This window comes from Nonomuraea sp. NPDC003214, assembly GCF_053590035.1.
Genome location: NZ_JBSFSX010000013.1, coordinates 13457 through 31884 on the forward strand (window position 1 = coordinate 13457; position 18428 = coordinate 31884).

Annotated in this window: 21 protein-coding genes; 10 read left to right on the top strand and 11 right to left on the bottom strand. The window is 72.2% G+C overall.

What is annotated here, in order from left to right; genetic code table 11:
• Positions 1 to 49: 49 nt before the first annotated feature.
• Positions 50 to 832 (top strand): alpha/beta hydrolase, encoded by a 783-nt coding sequence (locus ACWDXC_RS34525; protein ID WP_449989137.1) that lies wholly within the window; start codon positions 50 to 52, stop codon positions 830 to 832.
• 269 nt (positions 833 to 1101) lie between these two features.
• On the opposite strand, the gene ACWDXC_RS34530 is transcribed toward ACWDXC_RS34525, so the two are convergent.
• Together ACWDXC_RS34530 and ACWDXC_RS34535 are read right to left on the bottom strand one after the other, a co-directional pair.
• Entirely contained in the window at positions 1102 to 1767 is a 666-nt protein-coding gene (locus ACWDXC_RS34530) for a maleylpyruvate isomerase family mycothiol-dependent enzyme (protein WP_449989140.1), read from the bottom strand.
• Positions 1768 to 1901: 134 nt separating this feature from the next.
• The gene (locus tag ACWDXC_RS34535) at positions 1902 to 2291 is read right to left on the bottom strand and encodes a hypothetical protein (RefSeq protein ID WP_449989143.1); all 390 of its coding nucleotides are present in this window, start codon (positions 2289 to 2291) and stop codon (positions 1902 to 1904) included.
• Between the two features lie 125 nt (positions 2292 to 2416).
• Between ACWDXC_RS34535 and ACWDXC_RS34540 the strand changes: the two genes are divergently transcribed.
• Genes ACWDXC_RS34540 through ACWDXC_RS34550 form a run of 3 tightly spaced genes read left to right on the top strand, consistent with a single transcriptional unit; the run spans position 2417 to position 5667 of the window.
• Positions 2417 to 3514, top strand: coding sequence for a sensor histidine kinase (locus ACWDXC_RS34540; RefSeq protein WP_449989146.1), 1098 nt, complete (start codon positions 2417 to 2419; stop codon positions 3512 to 3514).
• A gap of 5 nt (positions 3515 to 3519) precedes the next feature.
• The gene (locus ACWDXC_RS34545; RefSeq protein WP_449989149.1) at positions 3520 to 4206 is read left to right on the top strand and encodes a response regulator; all 687 of its coding nucleotides are present in this window, start codon (positions 3520 to 3522) and stop codon (positions 4204 to 4206) included.
• A gap of 36 nt (positions 4207 to 4242) precedes the next feature.
• Entirely contained in the window at positions 4243 to 5667 is a 1425-nt protein-coding gene (locus ACWDXC_RS34550; protein ID WP_449989152.1) for a hypothetical protein, read from the top strand.
• 62 nt (positions 5668 to 5729) lie between these two features.
• Here the strand turns inward: ACWDXC_RS34550 and ACWDXC_RS34555 are convergent, their stop codons facing one another.
• Positions 5730 to 6275: a GrpB family protein gene (locus ACWDXC_RS34555; RefSeq protein WP_449989154.1), complete on the bottom strand. Its 546-nt coding sequence runs from the start codon at positions 6273 to 6275 to the stop codon at positions 5730 to 5732.
• Positions 6276 to 6363: 88 nt separating this feature from the next.
• On the opposite strand from ACWDXC_RS34555, the gene ACWDXC_RS34560 reads away from it, so the two are divergent.
• Complete coding sequence (locus tag ACWDXC_RS34560; RefSeq protein ID WP_449989157.1) at positions 6364 to 7893, top strand: N-acyl homoserine lactonase family protein; 1530 nt, start codon at positions 6364 to 6366, stop codon at positions 7891 to 7893.
• A 239-nt stretch (positions 7894 to 8132) separates the two neighbouring features.
• On the opposite strand, the gene ACWDXC_RS34565 is transcribed toward ACWDXC_RS34560, so the two are convergent.
• Positions 8133 to 8939 carry an alpha/beta fold hydrolase gene (locus tag ACWDXC_RS34565; protein ID WP_449989160.1) on the bottom strand — a complete coding sequence of 269 codons (807 nt, stop codon included), beginning with the start codon at positions 8937 to 8939 and terminating at the stop codon, positions 8133 to 8135.
• Between the two features lie 48 nt (positions 8940 to 8987).
• On the bottom strand, positions 8988 to 10160 hold the full coding sequence (locus tag ACWDXC_RS34570) for an MFS transporter (RefSeq protein ID WP_449989163.1): 1173 nt from the start codon (positions 10158 to 10160) through the stop codon (positions 8988 to 8990).
• A gap of 185 nt (positions 10161 to 10345) precedes the next feature.
• Here ACWDXC_RS34570 and ACWDXC_RS34575 point away from each other — a divergent pair, with 185 nt between their 5' ends.
• Complete coding sequence (locus ACWDXC_RS34575) at positions 10346 to 10912, top strand: TetR/AcrR family transcriptional regulator C-terminal ligand-binding domain-containing protein (protein ID WP_449989165.1); 567 nt, start codon at positions 10346 to 10348, stop codon at positions 10910 to 10912.
• Between the two features lie 666 nt (positions 10913 to 11578).
• On the opposite strand, the gene ACWDXC_RS34580 is transcribed toward ACWDXC_RS34575, so the two are convergent.
• On the bottom strand, positions 11579 to 11761 hold the full coding sequence (locus tag ACWDXC_RS34580; RefSeq protein ID WP_449989167.1) for a hypothetical protein: 183 nt from the start codon (positions 11759 to 11761) through the stop codon (positions 11579 to 11581).
• Positions 11762 to 12079: 318 nt separating this feature from the next.
• Here ACWDXC_RS34580 and ACWDXC_RS34585 point away from each other — a divergent pair, with 318 nt between their 5' ends.
• Positions 12080 to 12226 (top strand): hypothetical protein, encoded by a 147-nt coding sequence (locus ACWDXC_RS34585; RefSeq protein WP_449989170.1) that lies wholly within the window; start codon positions 12080 to 12082, stop codon positions 12224 to 12226.
• Positions 12227 to 12256: 30 nt separating this feature from the next.
• Here the strand turns inward: ACWDXC_RS34585 and ACWDXC_RS34590 are convergent, their stop codons facing one another.
• Positions 12257 to 12964 carry a response regulator transcription factor gene (locus ACWDXC_RS34590; protein ID WP_449989173.1) on the bottom strand — a complete coding sequence of 236 codons (708 nt, stop codon included), beginning with the start codon at positions 12962 to 12964 and terminating at the stop codon, positions 12257 to 12259.
• Positions 12965 to 13072: 108 nt separating this feature from the next.
• Here ACWDXC_RS34590 and ACWDXC_RS34595 point away from each other — a divergent pair, with 108 nt between their 5' ends.
• Positions 13073 to 13630, top strand: coding sequence for a TetR/AcrR family transcriptional regulator (locus tag ACWDXC_RS34595; protein ID WP_449989176.1), 558 nt, complete (start codon positions 13073 to 13075; stop codon positions 13628 to 13630).
• Between the two features lies 1 nt (position 13631).
• Positions 13632 to 14825, top strand: a complete 1194-nt coding sequence (locus ACWDXC_RS34600; RefSeq protein ID WP_449989179.1) for an FAD-dependent oxidoreductase — start codon at positions 13632 to 13634, stop codon at positions 14823 to 14825.
• Between the two features lie 4 nt (positions 14826 to 14829).
• Here the strand turns inward: ACWDXC_RS34600 and ACWDXC_RS34605 are convergent, their stop codons facing one another.
• Genes ACWDXC_RS34605 through ACWDXC_RS34615 form a run of 3 tightly spaced genes read right to left on the bottom strand, consistent with a single transcriptional unit; the run spans position 14830 to position 17240 of the window.
• Positions 14830 to 15762: a hypothetical protein gene (locus ACWDXC_RS34605; RefSeq protein WP_449989181.1), complete on the bottom strand. Its 933-nt coding sequence runs from the start codon at positions 15760 to 15762 to the stop codon at positions 14830 to 14832.
• Positions 15759 to 16214: an RNA polymerase sigma factor gene (locus ACWDXC_RS34610; protein ID WP_364180208.1), complete on the bottom strand. Its 456-nt coding sequence runs from the start codon at positions 16212 to 16214 to the stop codon at positions 15759 to 15761. Before ACWDXC_RS34610 ends, ACWDXC_RS34605 begins: the two co-directional genes overlap by 4 nt.
• A gap of 60 nt (positions 16215 to 16274) precedes the next feature.
• Entirely contained in the window at positions 16275 to 17240 is a 966-nt protein-coding gene (locus ACWDXC_RS34615) for an oxidoreductase (RefSeq protein WP_449989184.1), read from the bottom strand.
• Between the two features lie 101 nt (positions 17241 to 17341).
• On the opposite strand from ACWDXC_RS34615, the gene ACWDXC_RS34620 reads away from it, so the two are divergent.
• Positions 17342 to 17968 carry a TetR/AcrR family transcriptional regulator gene (locus ACWDXC_RS34620; RefSeq protein ID WP_449989187.1) on the top strand — a complete coding sequence of 209 codons (627 nt, stop codon included), beginning with the start codon at positions 17342 to 17344 and terminating at the stop codon, positions 17966 to 17968.
• An 18-nt stretch (positions 17969 to 17986) separates the two neighbouring features.
• On the opposite strand, the gene ACWDXC_RS34625 is transcribed toward ACWDXC_RS34620, so the two are convergent.
• Positions 17987 to 18166, bottom strand: a complete 180-nt coding sequence (locus ACWDXC_RS34625) for a hypothetical protein (RefSeq protein WP_449989190.1) — start codon at positions 18164 to 18166, stop codon at positions 17987 to 17989.
• Between the last annotated feature and the right edge of the window lie 262 nt (positions 18167 to 18428).

Here is an 18428-nt window from a genome sequence, read left to right on the forward strand (position 1 = left end):
GGAGGCCCGTGCTCTCCGTGAGTCAGCCGATGAGGAAGGATGTCAGGCTGTGCTTGATCTCAATGCGTTGCGCGCTCCACGTACCCGCGTCCCCGGACCCGACCTGCCGCACGTCAGCGACCTGAGCGGCCCCGGCGAGCTGCGGCTGCGCCACTACCGGCCGGCCGACGAGCCGCGGCCGATGATCGTGTTCCTGCACGGCGGCGCGTTCATCCTGGGCGACCTCGACAGCCACGATCGCACCTGCCGCCGGATCGCCGCCGCCTGCGACGTGGAGGTGCTGGCCGTCGACTATCGGCTCGCACCCGAACACCCCTACCCGGCGGCGATCGACGACGCGGTCGGGGTGCTGCGCTGGGCGAAGCCGTGGGCCGTCGCCGGGGACAGCGCCGGCGGCTACCTGGCCACGATGGCGTGCCTGCGGCTGCGCGACGCCGGGGAGCCGCTGCCCGCCGTGCAGGTGCTCATCTGTCCGAACACCGACCTCACGCTCGCGTCGGCGAGCGTCCGGGAGCAGGGCGGGTGGGGGCTCGACCCGGCGTTCCTGCGCGAGGCGATCTCCTGCTGGACGCCCGATCCCGCCGACCCGGCCGCGAGCCCCTTGAGCGCGCCCAGCCTGCACGGCCTGCCGCCCGCCGTGGTGATCACCGCCGAGCGCGACCCCCTGCGTGACGAGGGTGAAGCCTATGCCGGGCGGCTGCGCGAGGCCGGTGTCGAGGTGATAAGCAGGCGGGAGGAGGGCCTGGAGCACGGCTTCATCCAGAATCTCGACGAGGCGGCGATCGCCGCCACCGAGCGGATTTTTCGGGATGTTCAACGGCTTCTGCCCTGACCTTCGGCATCGCCATCGTCGAGGGGCAGGCGACGCTGACCCGGTCGGGCTCGCCCGGCTACATCGCCCCGGAGCGGCTGCGCGGTGGCGGCGCTGGTGACGGGAGGGGTTCTGCTGCGGGCGGCCCCGGGCGGTGCTGGAGGGCCCGGCGGTACGGCCGTCCTCAGCACGTCCGCCGGTGGGACGCCGTCCGCGCCGCCTGACAGGGGGACGGCGGGGGCTGTTGTGCAGGTGGATCCGTGCAACCTGCCGTGAGCGCCGGGCCCGGGTCAGGTCATGTCGTGCCGATCGCGCAGGATGCCGACGCCGTCGCCGTCAAGTTCGTCGCAGAACACCGAGCGTCCGGTCGTGGCCATCACCAGCGCCAGCGTGGTGCCGGACACCAGCGGGCCGGAGCCCGTGGCGAAGGGGCCGTCGGTGGCGGCGAGCCGCAGGCCGGTGATCCGTCTCTTTGCGGCGACGACCAGGTCCGAGCCCTGGTAGTACTCGGCCACCCGGGTGAGGGTCTCGATCGGGTAGTCATGGCGAATGCCCAGCGGCCGCCGGATGTCCTCGGCATGCACGACCGTCTCGCCCAGCATCGCGATGACCGGGAGCGGCGGCTTGGTGGTGCTCGTGATGACGCGGCGGAACCTGTCATGCGTCTCGGCCGTGGTCGCGCCCAGCTGCTCGGCCAGCCGCATCGCGACCTGCTTGTCGAAGTCGAACCGGTAGCGGATCACCCCTGCCAGCCATCGCACGCCGTTGAGGCTCGCCCCTGCGGTGAGGTGCGCCAGCACCTCCCGCACCGTCAACCCGGCACACAGCGACGGCGTCTCCCACTGCTCGTCGGTCAGGCCCGCCAGGTCGCCCGCCAGAGCCGCTCGCTCGGCATGCACCAGCGGCCAGAGGTCAGCCGCACGGCTGCCGCGTGCTCCCGGTGCCGGATCGGTCATGTCGGACGGCCTTTTCTCGTCAGTCACTGGAGTCCTCGCGTCAGGTCGGTCAGGAAGGTCGAAGGTGAAGACTTCCGCCAGGGCGCGAAATCATCGGTGACTTGCCGGTTCGGGGCCACGGCCGTGCGAGGCGTTCACCAGCAGCGGAGGTCCCAGGTCCCGGAGGACGTCATGTCGACGGCGACCGACACGTGGCCGGCGGACTTCCGCAGGACGATGACGCTCGGCTCGGAGAGGTCCGTGTCACCCCGCATGAAGGGAGCCGCCTCGTAGTACCGCTTGATCTCCTCGGGTGGGCGTTCGGTGCGGAGGTTGAAGGTGAAGCCGAGCCAGCAGTCGCCGGAGTCCCCGATCAGGGGCCCCTGAGGTTCGGACCCGGCGAACGTCGTGCCCGGCGGCATCGGATGTTCGAGGGTTCGCTCCTCGAAGCTCGCCAAGCGGTGATCGGTGATCCACTGGGGGACCATCACGACGGCGTACAGCAGGAGGAAAGGCGTGGCGCCGATGGCCGCCCCGATGAGCACCCATTTCAGAACAGATGGCCGGGAGGTCTTACCCGTAGGTCGCACTCGCCAATGATCACACAGGAGCCGCAGGCCCGTGCTCGGTTCATTTCCGCGGGCGTTCGCCCGGGATCGATAATGGGCCGATGGCCTGGATCGGTGGATTGTCCGGTCGGCGGGGCGACGGCGTGATCGCGGCGGTCACCACCGCGGCCACCCTCGGCCCGCTGCTGGTGTCCGGCCCGAAGGCGTGGTGGATCGTCGCCCTGGGCGTGGTCGCCTCCGCGCCCGTCTACTGGCGCAGGCGCGCGCCCATGACGGTGGCGCTGCTGGTCGGTGCCGCGATGAGCGTCATGGTCTTCTGGGAGAAGCCGTTCCTCCCGTTCGGCCCGCTGGTCGCCGTCCACACCATCGCCGACCGCAGCCCCGCGTGGCAGCGGCTGGCCGCGATCCCGGCGATCGTCGCCGTCGTCGGGGTGTCCCTGGCGCTGCCGGGGGAGGACAGCGAGACGTTCCGCCTGGTCGGCATCGCTTTCGTGGCCGCGTACGCGCTCGGCACCAGTGCGCGGGCGAGCCGGTCGCGTACCGCGGAACTGGCCGAGCGGGCACGCCGCCTCGAACAGGAGCACGCCGCTGCGGTGGCGGAGGAGCGGGCGCGGATCGCCCGGGACATGCACGACATCATCACGCACGCCGTCGGGCTGATGGTCGTGCAGGCCGAGGCCGGGCCCGTGGTCGTCCGGAGCGACGCGCCCAGGGCCGAGGCCGTCTTCGACGCGATCGCCGACACCGGCAGGGGGGCGCTCACCGAGCTGCGCGGCCTGCTCTCGGCCCTGCGCACCTCGGCCGTCCCGGCGGGGGAGGACCCCGGGCCGGTGCGGCCGCGCCTGGACGGGCTCGCCTCGCTGGCCGGGCGGAGCGGCCTGGACGTGGACATCACCGTGGAGGGCGAGCGGCGGCCGGTGCCCGCCGGCCTCGAAGCCGCCGTCTACCGGATCGTCCAGGAAGCCCTCACCAACGTGCGCAAGCACGCCGGGGTGGACGCCGTACGGCTGCGACTGCGATGGACCGCACAGGACCTGGTCGTCGAGCTCGCTGACGAGGGCGGCGGCCCGCACCGTGGCGGCAGCGGCTACGGTCTGATCGGCATGCGGGAACGCGCGGCGGCGTGCGGCGGGACACTCACCGCCGGGCCGGGACCAGCCGGCGGATACGTGGTCAGGGCCGTCTTTCCGCTTGAATAGCGCACATGCTGCGCGTGCTCATCGCCGACGACCAGGATCTCTTCCGGGCCGGGTTCGGCCTGATCCTCGCTGCTCAATCGGACATGCTGGTGGTGGGGGAGGCGGCCGACGGCGACGAGGCGATCGCGCTGGCCGGGCGGCTGCGTCCGGACGTCGTCCTGATGGACGTGCGGATGCCGGGCAGGAACGGCATCGACGCCACCCGTGAGATCTGCGCGACCACCTCCGCGAAGGTGCTCGTGCTGACGATGTTCGATCTGGACGAGTACGTGTACGACGCCGTACGCGCGGGCGCGAGCGGCTTCCTGCTCAAGGACATCCGCCGCGACGAGCTGGCGCACGCGGTGCGCACCGTCGCCGCCGGTGAGGCGCTGCTGGCTCCCGCCGCCACCCGCAGGCTGCTGGAGACCCTGGTCAGACGGCCGGCCCACGACCCGATGCCGCGCCTGGCGGGACGGCTGGAGGCGCTCACCGAGCGGGAACGCGAAACGCTCAGGCTGGTCGCCCGCGGCCTGTCGAACGCCGAGGTCGCCGCCACGCTCGTGGTCACCGAGCACACGGTCAAGACGCACGTCAGCCGCATCCTGACGAAGCTGGGCCTGCGGGACCGGGTGCAGGCGGCGGTGTTCGCCTACGAATGCGGCCTGGTGGTCGCCGGTGAGAGTGACCTCGGGGATCATACTCAGGACTGACGCGCCATCGGGGTCGCCTCCAGCAACATCGTCGCCATGAGACGTGCCCTGATCCCGCTCGTCGCGGCTCTGGCCTCGGCTGTCCTGCTGCACTTCGGCACCGGCCTGCACCCCGTGGCCTGGCTGACCTGGCTCGCTCCCTTGCCCGTGCTGGTCGCCGCTCCCCGGGTGGGGGCCGGGCTCGCGTTCGCCTCGGGCGCCCTGGCCTGGCTGGGCGGGCAGTTTCAGCTGTGGCCGTACTTCGCCGGGACGCTCGAGATGCCCGCCCTGGTGGCGGCCGGTCTCCTCGGCGGGCCGGCGCTGCTGTACGGCCTCGGCGTGCTGCTGCACCGCTCGCTGCTGGCGCGGCGGCGGCCGTTGACGGCCGCGCTCGCCGTGCCGGCGCTGTGGGTCGGCGTCGAATACCTGATGGCGCGGGCCGGTCCGCACGGCGCCTGGTGGAGCCTGGCCTACACCCAGGCCGACGTGCTGCCCGTCCTGCAGACGGCGTCCGTCACGGGAGTGTGGGGGATCACCTTCCTGCTCCTGTTCGCGCCCGCCGCCGTGGCCGCGCTGCTCGCGCCCGGCGCGACGCACCGGCTCCACGTCGCGGTGACCGCGGGCGCGCTGGCGGCGCTGGTGGCGGCGTACGGCTTCACCCGGCTCGGCGACGGCCAGGGCGGCGAGGGGCACCGTACGGTCGCGCTGATCTCCACCGACCACCCGCGTGACACCGAGGAGCTGGACTCCCCACAGGGGCGCGACCTGCTCCGGCGCTACGGCCGGGCCGTCGACGCGGCCGCCGCCCGCGGGGCCGAGATCGTGGTGCTGCCGGAGAAGACGTTCGAGGCCGACACCCCTCGGCTGCCACTGGCCGGGCCGGGGGTGGAGGTCGTCACCGGCGTCGCGCTCGGCGCCGGCGCGACGCGGACGAACACCGCGCTGGCCACCCCGACCGGCGTCCGCTACGACAAGCACCACCTGATACCCGGGCTGGAGTCGGAGTTCACCCCTGGACGGGCGCTGGCCTTCCTCGACCGGACCACCCTGGGGCTGATCATCTGCAAGGACCTCGACTTCCCGTGGCTGGTGCGGCAGTACCGCCAGGCCGGCGCCACCGCGCTGCTCGCGCCCGCCTGGGACTTCGACGACGACGCCTGGCTGCACAGCCGGATGGCGATGGTCCGCGGCGTGGAGAGCGGGCTGTCGGTGGCTCGCGCGGCCCGCCAGGGGTTCCTCACGGTGAGCGACACCCGTGGGCGGGTGCTGGCCGAGGGCCGCAGCGGCGAGCCCGGGGTGAACACGGTGAACACGGTGTACGCGGCGCTGCCGCAGCGGGGCGCCTCCACCGTCTACACCAGCCTGGGCGACTGGGCCGCCTGGTCCTCGATCGCGCTGCTGATCGTCGCGCTCGCCAGGCTCCGCACCCGCCGGGTCGGACCGCGCGGGTTCCGCGGTGTCTTACCTGGTCAGAAGCAGTGAGCCGGCGTCACGGGGGTCCGTCCACGACTCCGCGCGGTGGCGGGGTGGTGGCGTCGGTCGGGTCAGGCGTCGCTGGGGCCCGGTCGCCAGCCGACGCGCTGGGCCCACGTGTCGGCGCGGCGCACGATGTCCCAGACGAAGGGCTCCTTGGCGGAGACATACCGTTGCCGGTCATCACGGAACTGCCGCGCGCACCGCCGCTTCACCTCGGCGAACTCCGCCGCGGCGTCAGGATGGGCGCGCAGGTAGTCGCGGAACAGCAGGGGCAGCTGCTGGGAGAAGCTGCCGAGCTCGCGTACGTGAACGTGGGTGCGGCGGCTGCCCGGGGCCTCGCGGAAGTAGCGCTTGGTCAGCTCGGGGTTGTCCACCCGATGCCTCAGGCCAAGCCGCTCCAGCGGAACCCTGTAGGCGTCCAGCGGTTCCAGCGAGCGTACCGAGATCTGGATGTCGATGACCGGCTTGGCGGCCAGGCCGGGCACCGACGTCGAGCCGATGTGGTCCACCCGTAGGGCGCCGTCGCCGAGTGCCCCGCGCAACGTCTTCCCGATCGCGGCGAACTCCGCCTGCCAGGACGGGTCATGGTCCACGACCTCGATCGAATCGCCCATGGCTTGATTGTCCCTGCTGCGGGCGCGCGAGGACTACGGCCTATTATGTAAACGCATCCGTATGCGTATACGAATTGGGGTGGCCGGGATGCTGAAGCTTCTGGGCAAGATCGGGTTACTCGTTCCCGCGTTCGCGGTCGCCGCCGCCTGGCTGGTCGTGCTGCGGATGAAGGACGTGCCGGTGCCGCTGCTGGTGGTCTACGGACTGCTGCTGGCCGGGGCGGTGGTCGGGCTGTTGTGGCCCGGCGTGTTCGGCCGGCCGGCGGCACGGCGCCGGGTGCCGGCGTACCTCGGGGTCCTGGCCGGCCTGGGCACCCTCGGGCTCTACCTCGCGGTCGTCTACTACGTCACGGACCTGCCGGTGCTGCTCGCCCTGGCCGCCGTCGCCTGCCTGGCAGGGGCGGTGGTCACCTTCCTGCGCGGGCACCGGGAGGCGGGCGGCCGGGAGGCGCGGAGCACCAGGCGCGCCTTCCTGTCAGGCGGCGCCGGGCTGGTGCTGGGAGCGCTGGGCGTACTGTCCGTCGATCGGGTGGAACGGCAGCGACGCGAGATGCTGGCGCGGGGCGAGCAGGAACGGCGGGCGGCCGCGCGTGCCCCGGGCGCGCGGCGGCGGATCGACGACGGCGCCGTACGGGTGTTCCCGATTCACACCGGCGACACCATCGTCACGTACGGCCAGTTCTACGGCGGTCTCGACGGCTGGGAAGGGCTGAACGGCTACCTGCGCACCCTGGTGGACAAGGCGCAGATCGCGGTGCCGGTGTTCGCCTACCTCATCGACCACCCCCGGCACGGCCTCCTGCTGGTCGACAGCGGCGTCAACTGGGAACAGGCCCACGACCACGACGGGTACTACAACCACAACCAGATGGTCTCACGCCTGCTGACCCAGCGCGACGAGTACAGGCTGGCCCCCGAGCAGGACCTGCGGGTACGCCTGGCCCGGCTCGGCTACGACGCCAGGGAGATCACCACCGTGTTCCTCACCCACGTCCACGACGACCACGCCGGCGGGCTGCGCGGCCTGCCCCAGGCGACGGTGGTGCTGGACCGCCGCGACTGGGAGCACGGCACGGTCTACCCGTACTCCTTCGACCTGGTCAAGGACAACCTGTCCTTCCCCGCCTTCGACTCCGGCGCCTTCGGCCCGTTCCCCGCCGCCCAGGACCACTTCGGCGACGGCAGCCTCGTCCTGCTCCCCACCCCCGGCCACTCGCCGGGCCATATGTGCGTGCTGCTGCGCCTCGACTCCGGCAGCGTGCTGTTCATGGGCGACACCCTCTACACCCTGCCCCACCTGGCCACGGACCAGGTCCGCCAGATGACCATCGGCGGCGCCGACACGACCCGCCAGCTCGATGCCGCCCGGCGCATCCAGAGCCTGCTGGCCGCCGACCCCGCCACCGTGCCGTTGTTCGCCCACGACAACACCCGCTACCAGTCCGGCCCGGTCGCCGCCGCGTTCACCCACGGGACGCCCGGCGAGGCAGGGGTGCGGGAGCTGCGCCGGTACATGGAGACCGTCCTCACCCCCGGCTGGCGGCTGCGGCCCGGGCACACCCCCCACTTCGTGCCGCCGACATCCGGCACGGGCCTGGGGCGGGTGGAGTTCCGATGACCTCCACGCGGACGACGCCGGCCTCGACACCGTGATCGACATGATCGTCGGGGCGGCCATGTACCGCATGCTCATCGACCCGGACACGCCCGCCGCCACCCGCCAGTACCTGCGGGCCGTCCTCCGCCAAGCCGACCGCCTGCTGCGCCCACTCCTCGACCGGAAGAAGGACCGGCGGCCTCGTGGCGCCACCGGAACGAGGCGCGCGGGCCGGGCAGGTCACCTGAATTCGGCAAGGGTCAGGCAGGGGAGGGCGTCACGCCGGCCAGGAGCTTCGCGGTGCCTTCCGGCGACTCCACCGGGAAGTGGTGGCTGCCCAGGTCGACGAGCACGATGTCGAGCCGGTCACCGTAGCGGTCGATCGCATCCTGCGTGATGAGGTCACGGATCGCGAACACGGTGATCGGCTGCTTCGTCTCGCGCAGCGCCGCGTCCATGTCCCAGCGCACCAGGCCCTCGATGGAACGCAGCCCGGCGGGCTGACGCACGGCGGCCATCTTCTCGAAGTACGCGTCCTTGAGGGCCGGGTCGGTCCCGGCCGGCGAGCCTCCCTCCACCAGGCCCCGTACGCCCGCGGCGAAGTCCTCCCTGAACACGCGCAGCATCGCCTCGGCCTGCTGCTCGCTCATCGCCGGGAACAGGGACAGGTAGTGCAAGGCGTCGAGCGCGACCACGTGCGAGACTTTGCCGGGCAGCAGCCGGCCCACCTCGACGGCGACCGCCCCGCCGAGGGAGTGCCCGGCCACGACCACCTTGTCCACCGACTCCGCCTCCAGCACCGCGGCCACGTCGCGGGCGAACTCCTCTATCGTCCAGACCTCGCGCGCCGACCGCGACTCGCCGTGCTCGGCGAGGTCGATCGCCAGCACGCGGTGGTCGTCGGGCAGATGGCCGGTCACCGCGTCGAAGTCGCCGCGGTCGCACGCCCAGCCATGAATGAGAGCCAGCGCCGGTCCTCCCGCCGGACCGCTGGCCGTGTAGCGGATCGTCGTGCCAGCGGGTCGCCGGACCTCCCGGTCCTGCCTGATCCTGTGCGTAGTCGTCATGATTCGTCCTCATTTCGCGAAATTTGCAGGGATGTCTTCGTCGGGGTTTCAATGGCAGGGGACCGTGGCCATGGGGGACTGGCGCCGTAGCTGGTTCAGGCGCAGGAGGAAGGCGGAGAAGGTGATCAGCGCGATCGCCAGCGCGTAGATCACGGTGGCGGACCTCAGCCCCAGGGCCGTGACGGCGATGCCGCCGAGCACGGCGGGCACGCTGTTGCCCAGATAGTTGATGATGTTCGCCAGCGCGAAGACCGCACCGCGCTCGTGTGGCCTGGCGATCCTGGCGAACGTGCCGAACGTGGCCAGCACCGACCCGCCGAAGCCGATGCCCGCGACGACGGTGCCGGCCGCGGCGAGCCAGACGACCTCGCCCGCCACCCCGGCGAGCGAGATCAACGTGCCGAGCCCGAGCAGCGCCGCGGCGGGGGCCAGCAGCGAGGCCGCCGGGCGGGAGCGAAGCAGGGCGACCGCGAGCGCCGCCGTCCCCGCCAGCAACGTCACGACGACACCGCCGATGAGATGGCTGCGCAGCCCCAGCAGCTCCGCGGCGACCGACGGGCCGAGGGACAGATACATGCCGGCCAGCGCCCAGGTGGCGATCATCGCCGGCACCAGCGGGACGATGTCGGCGCGCAGGTGTGCGGGCATCGCCACCCGGGGGCGCAGGGAGGCCAGCGCTCCCGGCCTGCGCAGCGACGTCTCCGGCAGCAGGGCGACGACCACCGCCGCCGCAACCATGCCTCCGAGCAGCAGCGCGTAGATCAACCGGGTCGGCGCCGGACCGAACTCCACCAGCACACCACTGCCGACCGCGCCCAGAGCCAGCCCGGTCAACGGCGCCACCGACGTGACCACGCCCGCCCGGCCGCGAGCCGACTCCGGTTCGAGATCGACCAGAGTGGCGCTCAGCGCGGTCGTCGCCACCCCGGTCGCGACACCTTGCAGCACCCGGGCGGCGGACAGCACCCACACGTCCCCCGCGACCAGGAACAACACGAGCGCGACCGCCTCCAGCCCGATCGCCGCGGCGAGCACCGGCCGGCGACCGAGATGATCCGACAGCGCTCCCACGACCAGCAACGAGGCCAGCAGGCCGAACACGTAGAGAGCGAAGACCACGGTCAGCACCCACGCCGTGAACCGCCACTGCTGCTGGTAGATCACGTAGATCGGTGACGGCGCACTGGAAGCGGCCAGGAACAGCACCAGGACGGCGCCCACGGACGAGAAGGCGCCCCGCCACGGCCGGCGGTGCGGACCGGCGACAGGCGGTGCGGTGCCAGAGGACGCGGTATCGCAGGCAGACATGGAACCTCGCAGTGATCGTTGCGTTAGTGGCGGAAAACGTACCACAAACGCAGTGATTACTGCGAATTAAAAGCAGTGATCGATGCAATAATGGAGACATGCCAGCTCAGAGCTCTCCACCGCGCACCGACAGCCGGCCCGGAGGTCGCTCAGCCCGGGTCCGGGCGGCCGTCCACCAGGCGGTCAAGGAACTGCTCGCCGACGAGGCCGGCGACGCGCTGACGATCCCGGTCGTCGCCGCGCGCGCGGGCGTGCACGCCACAACCGTCTATCGCCGCTGGGGCTCCGTCGGCGAGCTGCTCGCCGACGTCGCGACCAGCCGCTTCTCCGGCGATGTCGTCGTCCCCGACACCGGCAGCCTCCGCGAGGACCTGGAACGCTATGCGTACGACCTCGCCAGGGACCTCAGCGACCCGGACACCCTCGCGCTGGTGCGCGCCATCGTCGGCACGGGCGGGGAAGGCGCCGGCGTGTGCCGAATGGAGCGGCAGCGACAGCTCGAAGCCATCATCGAACGGGAGCAGGCGCGGGGCAACGAGGTTCCGAGCATCGAACGCGCCATAGAGACCCTGCTCGCCCCGCTCTACTACCGGGCCGTCTTCACCGACCAGCCCCTTTCGCCCGAATGGGCGCGTTCGCTCGTGTCGCACCTGCTACCGAAGTAACCCGACGCCGCGCCGCCGAGAACCTCGTCCGTGCGACCCCTTCGGCGGGGAGGCGGGCGGTCCGGTCCAGCCCGATTCGGGACCGCGGGCCTGGTAACCCATGACCTCCCCCTTGGTCGCTCCCAGGGCGGTGCGGGCCGCGGGGGAGACGCGCGCCAACGTCACCCTCGTCGCCGGGTCGAGGATGTGCCTGTCGTAGACCGGCAGTTCCTTGCGCGGCTTGCCGGAGTACACCAGGGAGCCGCCCGCACCGCCGAAGTCCACGGACATGCCCCTTCTGCCCACCGGAACCGCTTCACGAGCTGGGCCGGATCGGTGGGGATCGCGGCCAGGTCCGCCATGGTGAACTCGCTGACCGAGGTGTCGGGATAGGTTCCCGCGGGATTCAGGCTCAGGCTGTACGCGCAGTCCTTCGGCTCGTCGGCGACCGGGATCGGCTCGCACGACCCGCTGGTCTCGCAGTGCCCCTTGACCTGGGCGGGAGCGCCCGCCGCCCGCCAGGCGCGCTCGTCCGCGGCCGTGGCCGGGCGGGCGCTGTCCTGCCGTGTTCTGGTGGCGCCTCGGCGGTGGCCCTGAGCAGCAGGTCGTCAGCGGAGACGGGTGATCCGCGGTCCAGCGAGGCCGGGCGGGCCAGGGCGAGCAGGTCCATCGCGTCGGGCTTGCGGCTCATCGCAGGTTCCTTCCTGGAACGGTCACGGGCTTGCGGGGTGTGCTGGTGCCGGTGGCTTCGACCGCCGCCTGGAGCCGGCGGCGCGCCCGGTGCAGGCGGACGAAGAAGGCGGCCTTGGCGCAGCCGAGCACCGTGGCCGCTTCCGTGGTGGACAGGTGGAGCCCTGCGGCCGGCCGCAAATACCGCAGCGGGTTGACGACAGGGTGCAGGGGGTGATCCCTACTCTGCGGGGTGAAGATCGGGGCACGGGCGGACGTGCCGGTCTCCACTCACCCCAGCAGGAGGAGCAGATCGTGCACGCCCCCAGAGCCCCGTTGACGGAGCGGTGATGGCGCCCGTTCGCATCGCGGCGGCCCACCAACCGCAACGCCTACCATCGCGCGTCCCCGCCCAAGGCGCAGCGCACGCCGGTCTCCGGCGCGCGGCAGCGCTACGACTGGAACAAGATCCACGAGCAGGTCTTCCCCGGATCGACCAGGGAGCGCTACGCGTACTCCGTGGAGCCGGAGACGCCGGACGTGCTGTTCAAACAGCACGAGCCGCCCGGCGGGCCCCCCATCAAGTACGACGGGCGCGGCGGCAGGCTGGCCGCCGCGCTCAAGATCAGTGAGATCCTCGCCCAGTTGCTGAGACCGGCGGGGTGACCGGCCGCCGTGACCCCTCCGCCGGAGGGGTCACGGCGTCCCCGAGGGCCTGACCAGGCCGCGGTCGTAGGCGTAGGCCACCACGTGGGCGCGGCTGGACAGGCCGAGCTTGGCCATCGCCCGGTTCAGGTGCGTCTTGACGGTGGCCTCGCTGATCCACAGGAACGCGGCGATGTCCTTGTTGGACAGCGCCCGCGCCACCAGCGCGATCACCTCGGCCTCACGGCTGGTCAGCACGCCCGGGCCGGGGGCCTGGTCGAGCGGGGACCGCGTCAGCGCCGCCACCACGGCCCTGGCCAGCAGGACGTCGCCCTCCGCGACCGCCCGGACCGCCGACAGCACCCGGGCCGGCGGGGTGTCGTGTGGCAGCAGCCCGGCCGCCCCCGCCCGCAGCACCGCTCGGGCATAGTCGCCGATCTCCTCCCGTACCCCTAGAACCAGGACCTTGTGCCCGCCTCCGGCCAGGATCCGGGTGGCCGTGACGGCGCCGGGCGCCCGCGCGTACAACAGGACGACGTCGGCGCGGAGCCCCGCCGCCTCCTCGGCGGTCGCCGTCTCTCCTGCGACCTCCAGGCCGCTCGCGGCCCGCAGGAGCGCCGGCCCGAGCCGCTCGTCGCCGACCACCACCACCTTGATCGTCTCCCGGTACGCCGGCAGGCGGCTCGGGATCGGCGCCCGCGCCGCCAGCGCCCGCCCCCACGGAGTGGCACGACGTCGGGACGGGGACGTTGCGGTCATCGGGGCTCCTCGAACGGGGGGACTCTGCCCCTTGCCTACCGGATGCCCTTTTCGTTTTCTTGGTGCGCATGCTAGGGTGAATAAACGTTTACTCAATGAGGTGGGGCAGTGTCCAGGACGCGAAGTGAGCAGGCGGCATGGCGCCGGGAGCGGCTGCTGGACGCGGCCTTGCGCGTGTTCGCCGACAAGGGCGTGGACGGGGCCACGGTCAAGGACGTGGCCCAGGCCGCCGAGGTGACGCCGGGGCTGCTGTATCGCTACTTCGACAGCAAGGAGGCGATGGTGGAGACGCTCCTGTCGGAGCGGGGCTTCCTGCCGCGCCTGCGGGAGTTGCGGGCCGAGCAGGAGAACGACCCACGGCCGGCCCTCGTGGTGCTGGCCGAGACGCTGGCGGCGTTCGACCGGCTGCTGGCCGACAACGCCGAGCTGATGGCGGTGTTCTTCAGCTCCGCCCAGGCCCGCGTGCCGCTGGCGGCGCTGGTGGGCGAGGGCCAGCGACTCATCGGTGACTTCCTGCTCGAACGCGTCCAGGCCGGCGAGCTGCGCCCGCACGACACGGTCACGGCCGCCAGGACCCTGTTCGCCACCGTCGCCGTCAACCGGCGGCTGGGCACCCCCATCGACGTCGCGGCCCTGGTCGGGCTGCTTTTTCCGGAAGAAGGATGAGATGCGCGCACAGTGCTGCGTCGTCGGGGGCGGCCCCGCGGGCATGATGGCCGGGCTGCTGCTGGCCCGTCAGGGCGTGGAGGTGATTGTGCTGGAGAAGCACGCGGACTTCCTGCGCGACTTCCGCGGCGACACCGTCCACCCCTCCACCCTGCAACTGATCGCCGAGCTGGGCTGGATCGAGGAGTTCCTGGACCTCCCGCACACCAGGATGCCGCAGGTCACGGTCAACCTGGGCGGCCGGGACGTCACCTTCGCCGACTTCAGCCGGCTGAACGTGCGCTGCCCCTACATCGCGTTCATGCCGCAGTGGGACGTGCTGGACTTCCTGGCCGGAAAGGCCACGGCCTACCCCTCCTTCCGCCTCCTGCGCCGGGCCCGGGCCACGGGACTGCTCACCGAGCGGGGGAGGGTGACCGGCGTCCTGGCCGACACCGCCGACGGTCCCGTGGAGGTGCGCGCCGACCTGGTGATCGGCGCCGACGGCCGCCATTCCACCGTACGGGCCGCCGCCGGCCTCACCCCGGTCAGCGCCTCGCCGCCCATGGACGTGCTCTGGTTCCGCCTGCCCCGCCACCCGCAGGACGACGTGCCGTTCTTCCAGGGCGGCAAGGGGGCGCTGATCTCCATCGACCGTGGCGACTACTGGCAGCTCGCCTACGCGATCCCGGCCGGCGCCTTCGACGAGCTCAGGACAGCCGGGCTGCCGGCGTTCCGGGACCGGGTGGCGCACCTGGCCCCCGCCCTGCGCGAGCGCGTGGGGGAGATCCACGACTGGGAGGCGGTGCACCACCTGAGCGTCCGGGTGGACCGGCTGCCGCGCTGGCACCGGCCAGGAGTGCTGTGCATCGGGGACGCCGCCCACGCCATGTCGCCCGCGGGCGGCGTGGGCATCAACCTGGCCGTGCAGGACGCGGTGGCCACCGCCAACCTGCTCGGCCCGCTTCTCGCCCGGGACGGCGCGCCGCAGGACGCCGACCTGGCCCGGGTGCAGGCACGCAGAGCACGCGCCGCGCGGATCACCCAGGCCTTCCAGCTCGGCATCCTGCGCGACCTCTACCCCAAGGACCTGGGCGACGACACGACCCGGCACGTGCCGCCGGTCCTCACGGCGTTCCGGACGCTGCCGCCGCTGCGCCACCTCCTGGGGCGTTTCATCGGCCTGGGCGTCCGCCCGGAGCACCTCGCCGCATGACGCGTCAGGGGCGCTCGAGGTCGAAGGTCACGTCGGCCAGCCGCACCGCGCGTACCTGCGGATCCTCGATGATCTTCCTGAGCTGCTTGACGGTCGCCAGCTGGTCGACGTAGCCGTACGCGAGCCCTTCGCCCGATGCCTTGCGCAGCCGCGCCAGGGTCAGGTCGAACCGGCGCAGATTGGGCTCGTCGTGCTGCCTCAGCGTCTTCACCCAGGATCGGAAGGCCGCCAGGTCCTCCGGGGGAAGATCACTGCACCTGGTCACCTGGCTCTCCGGGGCGACGCCCAGGAACGTGGTCATGTCGCTGCCCCAGGTGATGGGCGTCGCCCCTGGACGGGCCTCGTACACCACCTTCTCCGGGCACCCACCGTACTGCCGGGCGAAGCCGACCATCGAGTCGGCCGTGAGCGGCCGCTCGAACTCCACCACGGCGAGAGCGTTCATGTCCTGCGGCAACCTCGCCAGAACCTGCCGGATGTCCGGCTTGCGCTGGAGCTGGGTGCCCATGTTGAACAGCGCCTGGGTCAGCGTGGTGTTCGCCAGCTGCGCCCACGGCAGTTCCTCGACCCCGCCGAACAGGTTCTGCCGTACGGTGAAATCCGGCCGGCTCTGCAGGCCGAACCCGCCGTGCGCGCGCATCGGCGCGGCGGTCACCGTGAAGGACATCGACAGCGGCTCCGTCCGGCAGCACGTCCAGGACGTGACCGTGTAGGCGGGCTTGGCGATCTGCAGCGCGGTGCCGAGGACCTGGACCATCCGCCCCTCCCGGTCACCGCGCGTCTGGATCAGCGCCGAGCCGAGGGTCGCCACCAGCACGAGCGCCGCGAGGGCGCCCAGCACGAGCACGGCGGTCCTGCGGATGCCGCGGCGTATCGCGCGCCGGGTCGCCTTGGGGTCGAACTCGGGGATCAGCAGGGGTTCGGGCTGCTCGGTCATGCGTCGTCTCCGTAGCTGTCGGCGAAGGCGGCGCGGGCCCGCCAGATCGCGGTCTTCACCGCCGATGTGCTCTTCCCGGTCATCGCGGCCACCTCCACGAGCGAGAACCCTTCGATGTAGACCAGCAGGAGCAGCCTCCGGTGCTGCTCGGGCACCCGGTCCAGGGCCTCGCGGACGTCGACGGCGGCGACGTCGAGCGCGGGCACCGCCAGCTCGCCGGGGTCGGGCAACGGCAGCTCCAGGCGGCGACGCCGGGCGTGATCGATGAGGACGTTGCGGGCGATGGCGAGCAGCCACGCGCCGGGGTTCTCACCACGCCAGCCGAGCAACGCCCTGGTGGCCTTGATGAACGTCTCCTGGGCGAGGTCCTCGGCCAGATGGGGGTCTCGGGTGCGCCGCTGGAGGAACCCGCACACGAGCGGCCAGTACTCGCGGTACAGCTCCTCGATGATGGGGGCCTCCGGGCTTGAACGACAGTCACGTCATTGAGGACGAGCCGATACGCCCGATGGTCACAGACCATTTCCCGGCAGCGGAGCCGCCGCGGTGGACAGCGCGTACGTGACGCCCGTGAGCCGTTCGGAGAGCTGCCAGAGCCGGGCGGCCGTGGCGGTGTCGCGGACGGCGCGTTCGCGGGTCCGGCGGGTGGGCTCGCCGCGCAGTTGCAGCACGCCGTCGGGGACGACGTAGCTGCCGCCCGGCAGATCCGGCTCGGTCGCCGCGTACAGGGAGGTCTTCGCCCCTTCCGGGGTGGGCCGGAAGGCCGCGCGCACCAGCAGCCGCGTGAGGGTCGCGTACAGGCGTCCCCTGCCGCTGTTGGCGCCGCCGGTGAGCACGTTCGTCCGGGTGAGACCGGGGGCGACGGCCATGCTGCGCAGCTTGCGCCCGGCGGCGTCGGCCCGGCGTTGCAGCTCGACGGCGAAGTACAGGTTGGCCCGCTTGGACTGCACGTAGGCGAACGCCGTGCGGTAGCGGCGTTCGGCGTTGAGGTTGTCCAGGTCGAAACGGGCGAAGCGCTGGCCTTCGCTGCTGACGGTGACCACCCGCGGGTCAGGCGCGGCGAGCAGGTGCGGCAGGAGCAGGCCGGTCAGGGCGAAGGGGCCCAGGTGGTTGACGCCGAACTGCGATTCGAACCCGTCGGCGGTCCTGGCGTACGGCACCATCGCCACCCCGGCGTTGTTGACGAGCAGGTCCAGGCGGCCGAGGTCCCAGCCGGCGGCGAACTCCCGGATGGCGGCCAGGCTGCCCAGGTCCAGCCGTCGCAGCTCCAGGCGGGCGCTGCCCGTCTCGTCGCGCATGCGGGCGAGGGCGGCCCGGCCGCGCCCGGGGTCACGGCAGGCCAGAACGACGTGCGCGCCCCGGCGGGCCAGCTCGCGGGCGGTGACGTAGCCGATGCCGCTGTTGGCGCCGGTCACCACCGCGACGCGTCCGCTCTGGTCGGGGATGGCGTGGAAGGTCCAAGGGGGAGGGTTGCGCATGGTGTGTCACCTCAGGGGACGCAGGCGAATGTATCGCAACTCAAAGTTGCGATAGAGTCATCCTGTCATCCATCCTGCGAATATCGCAACTTGGAGTTGCAATGCAGCCTGATCACCCCCCGGCCCGGCCGGTCGGCCGCGGCGTCAAGGTGCGCGCCGCCGTGCACGCCGCCACGCTCGCCGAGCTCGTGGACAAGGGCTACGCCGCGCTGAGCGTCGAGAACGTCGCCCAGCGCGCCGGGGTCCACAAGACGACGGTCTACCGGCGCTGGAAGGATCGCGAGAGCCTGCTCACCGACGCCCTGGCCGAGCACATGGCGATGGACGTCCCCGTTCCCGACACCGGCGCGATCGAGACCGACCTGCGGGCGCTGGCGCGCTCGATCGTCCAGACCTTCACCAGCCCGACCGGGCAGGCCATCCTCGCCGCCATGTTCACCGGAGCGGCCCACCTCCCGGAGATCGCCGCAGCGCGGCGCCACGTCTTCGACGACCGCCTCGCCCGCGCCGAACCCGTGGTCACCCGCGCCGTCGAGCGCCGCGAGCTCCCCGCCGGCACCGATCCGGCCGAGCTGCTGAAGACCCTGGCCGCGCCGATCTACCTGCGCCTGCTCATCACCGCCGATCCGGTCGACGAGACGACCGCCGACCGGGCGGTGGAGGTGACCCTGGCCGCTGCCCACGCCGGCGCTCTGCGGACGACGTCACCCCGCCCGGCGGACGGGTAGCGGCCTGGGGATCGAGCCTCAGGCGGCGGGGACCGGGGACTGGTTGGCGACGGCATCCAGGCCGTCCAGGCTCCCTTGCTGCCTGCCGTCCCGATCGTGCAGCCCGACCGGTTCCCGCAACGACACTTCAAGGGTGAGCGCGAGATGGATGAGCAGCTCCCAGCCTCCCGCATTCTGTCGCAGCAGGCTGAGCGGCATGGTCCTGACCTCCGACAGGGTCAGGGCGACAAGCGTGCCACTGCTGGGAGTTCGGGGCCATGCTGCAGGGGATCGCCAGGCCGACCGGTGGCAGGGTGAGCGACGGACGTGTGGCCGGCGCCTTCCTGGTCCGCGATGATGCCTGTGCGGCTGCGGCACTTCTTGGCGTAGGACGCGCTTGCCGGCGGACGCCCGGGGCGCTCTTGCGGCTGGGGGTCGCGGATTCCGGGTGGTCGGTGGCCAGGCCTGCCAGGGTGAGGAA

What these genes read in the sequence shown, in the direction of transcription:
- ACWDXC_RS34530 (WP_449989140.1), bottom strand. Translation starts at nt 1,767, where the DNA reads ATGACCGATCCGGCACCGGGAGCACGCGGCAGCCGTGCGGCTGACCTC.
- ACWDXC_RS34540 (WP_449989146.1), top strand. Translation starts at nt 2,417, where the DNA reads ATGGCCTGGATCGGTGGATTGTCCGGTCGGCGGGGCGACGGCGTGATC.
- ACWDXC_RS34545 (WP_449989149.1), top strand. Translation starts at nt 3,520, where the DNA reads ATGCTGCGCGTGCTCATCGCCGACGACCAGGATCTCTTCCGGGCCGGG.
- ACWDXC_RS34550 (WP_449989152.1), top strand. Translation starts at nt 4,243, where the DNA reads ATGAGACGTGCCCTGATCCCGCTCGTCGCGGCTCTGGCCTCGGCTGTC.
- ACWDXC_RS34555 (WP_449989154.1), bottom strand. Translation starts at nt 6,275, where the DNA reads ATGGGCGATTCGATCGAGGTCGTGGACCATGACCCGTCCTGGCAGGCG.
- ACWDXC_RS34560 (WP_449989157.1), top strand. Translation starts at nt 6,364, where the DNA reads ATGCTGAAGCTTCTGGGCAAGATCGGGTTACTCGTTCCCGCGTTCGCG.
- ACWDXC_RS34565 (WP_449989160.1), bottom strand. Translation starts at nt 8,939, where the DNA reads ATGACGACTACGCACAGGATCAGGCAGGACCGGGAGGTCCGGCGACCC.
- ACWDXC_RS34575 (WP_449989165.1), top strand. Translation starts at nt 10,346, where the DNA reads ATGCCAGCTCAGAGCTCTCCACCGCGCACCGACAGCCGGCCCGGAGGT.
- ACWDXC_RS34590 (WP_449989173.1), bottom strand. Translation starts at nt 12,964, where the DNA reads ATGACCGCAACGTCCCCGTCCCGACGTCGTGCCACTCCGTGGGGGCGG.
- ACWDXC_RS34600 (WP_449989179.1), top strand. Translation starts at nt 13,632, where the DNA reads ATGCGCGCACAGTGCTGCGTCGTCGGGGGCGGCCCCGCGGGCATGATG.
- ACWDXC_RS34605 (WP_449989181.1), bottom strand. Translation starts at nt 15,762, where the DNA reads ATGACCGAGCAGCCCGAACCCCTGCTGATCCCCGAGTTCGACCCCAAG.
- ACWDXC_RS34615 (WP_449989184.1), bottom strand. Translation starts at nt 17,240, where the DNA reads ATGCGCAACCCTCCCCCTTGGACCTTCCACGCCATCCCCGACCAGAGC.
- ACWDXC_RS34620 (WP_449989187.1), top strand. Translation starts at nt 17,342, where the DNA reads ATGCAGCCTGATCACCCCCCGGCCCGGCCGGTCGGCCGCGGCGTCAAG.
- ACWDXC_RS34625 (WP_449989190.1), bottom strand. Translation starts at nt 18,166, where the DNA reads ATGCCGCTCAGCCTGCTGCGACAGAATGCGGGAGGCTGGGAGCTGCTC.